Genomic DNA, 1,633 nt, shown 5'->3' on the forward strand with positions numbered 1-1,633 from the left:
CCAAAGAATAGCGACGCCGACACAGGCACACTGTCAGAAACTTATGGCATTACTAAAAAAGAAGTTAGCTCGGAGCAAGAAGAAGAGCTGCTTGTTAAAGAGCCACCAAGAATCTAGGCCATTAAACTGGATTATCGATATCGATAAACTCAAACTCGATATCAAACTTTTCCTGTAAATGTTGCCCAAGTGCTTGAATCCCCCCTTTCTCGGTCGCATGATGGCCTGCGGCGAAATAGGCGACCCCGGTTTCTCTTGCGACGTGAACGGTTGGCTCGGATATCTCACCACTTAGGTAAGCATCAAGGTTCTGACTCACTGCAAGGTCAATCATCCCCTGGGCTGCACCAGTACAAAACCCAATATTCTGTATTAACCGGTTAGGCTCACCAACAAACTCGCATTGGCGACCTAGCTTGTTAGTCACATGCTCGGAAAACTGCTCAACTGTTACCGCCTTATCTAAGCGACCAACCTGCCCCACAGAACGCGGGTTTCCGAGTTCCAGTGGCCCCGTTATATCGATACCAAGACGCAGCGCGAGCTGAGCGTTATTTCCACACTCTGCATGAATATCGACAGGTAGGTGGTAAGCTAAGAGACTAATGTCGTTGACAAGTAACTGCTTAATTCTCTTTTTCTTAATACCCGTAATAGGCTGAGCTTCACCTTTCCAAAAGTAACCATGATGAACCAAAATAGCACAAGCATTCTGCTCTACTGCCGCATCTATTAATGCTTGGGAGGCGGTTACTCCACCAACGATTCGCTTAACAGAAGCTCGACCTTCTACCTGGATACCGTTCGGGCAATAGTCCTTAATCTTATCAACCGATAAATATTGCTGAAGATAGGTACTCAATTCTTGTAAGTTAACCGACATGATTACGGACCTAAGCTACTTGATGCGATATTCAGCGGAACGAGCGTGGGCTGTCAATCCTTCACCACGAGCAAGTACCGATGCCACCTTCCCTAACTCACTTGCACCCTCTGCTGAGAAGTGCAAAATCGAAGAGCGTTTCTGGAAATCGTACACACCTAGAGGCGAAGAAAAGCGTGCAGTTCCAGAAGTTGGTAATACATGGTTAGGTCCAGCACAATAGTCACCAAGCGCTTCGGCGGTATAGCGGCCCATAAAGATTGCGCCTGCATGGCGAATCTCTGTCAACAAGGCATCGGGATCTTCTACTGATAACTCCAGGTGCTCAGGTGCTATCAGGTTGCTAACATGAGCCGCTTGGCTCAGAGAGTCGACCTTAATGAATGCTGCCCTGGATACCAGCGATGCTGTGATTATTTCCTCACGCTCCATCGTTGGCAACAATTTGCTAATACTGGCTTCAACCTGATCTAAAAACTGCTCGTCTTGTGATATCAAAATAGGCTGAGCGTTTTCATCATGCTCTGCCTGTGAAAACAGGTCCATTGCAATCCAGTCTGGGTCAGTTTTCCCATCGCAAATCACAAGAATCTCTGAAGGACCGGCAATCATATCAATACCAACGGTACCAAATACTTCTCGCTTGGCGGTCGCCACAAAAATATTTCCTGGCCCAACAATTTTGTCGACTGCTGGAACAGTCGCTGTACCGTAAGCTAAGGCTGCAACCGCTTGAGCACCCCCAATAGT

The 1,633-nt window shown here is 47.3% G+C and carries 2 protein-coding genes; both read right to left on the reverse strand.

Annotated elements, in window-relative coordinates; all coding sequences use genetic code 11:
- Positions 1–121: 121 nt before the first annotated feature.
- Positions 122–883 (reverse strand): Nif3-like dinuclear metal center hexameric protein, encoded by a 762-nt coding sequence (locus tag A3729_RS17755; RefSeq protein ID WP_068511135.1) that lies wholly within the window; start codon positions 881–883, stop codon positions 122–124.
- A gap of 15 nt (positions 884–898) precedes the next feature.
- Positions 899–1,633 (reverse strand): histidinol dehydrogenase (gene hisD, locus A3729_RS17760; RefSeq protein ID WP_068634139.1); only part of this gene is annotated, 735 nt, incomplete at its 5' end.

The organism is Oleiphilus sp. HI0043 (assembly GCF_001634935.1).

Excerpts from the sequence above, each read along its gene's own strand:
- A3729_RS17755 (WP_068511135.1), bottom strand. The coding sequence starts at position 883 with ATGTCGGTTAACTTACAAGAATTGAGTACCTATCTTCAGCAATATTTA.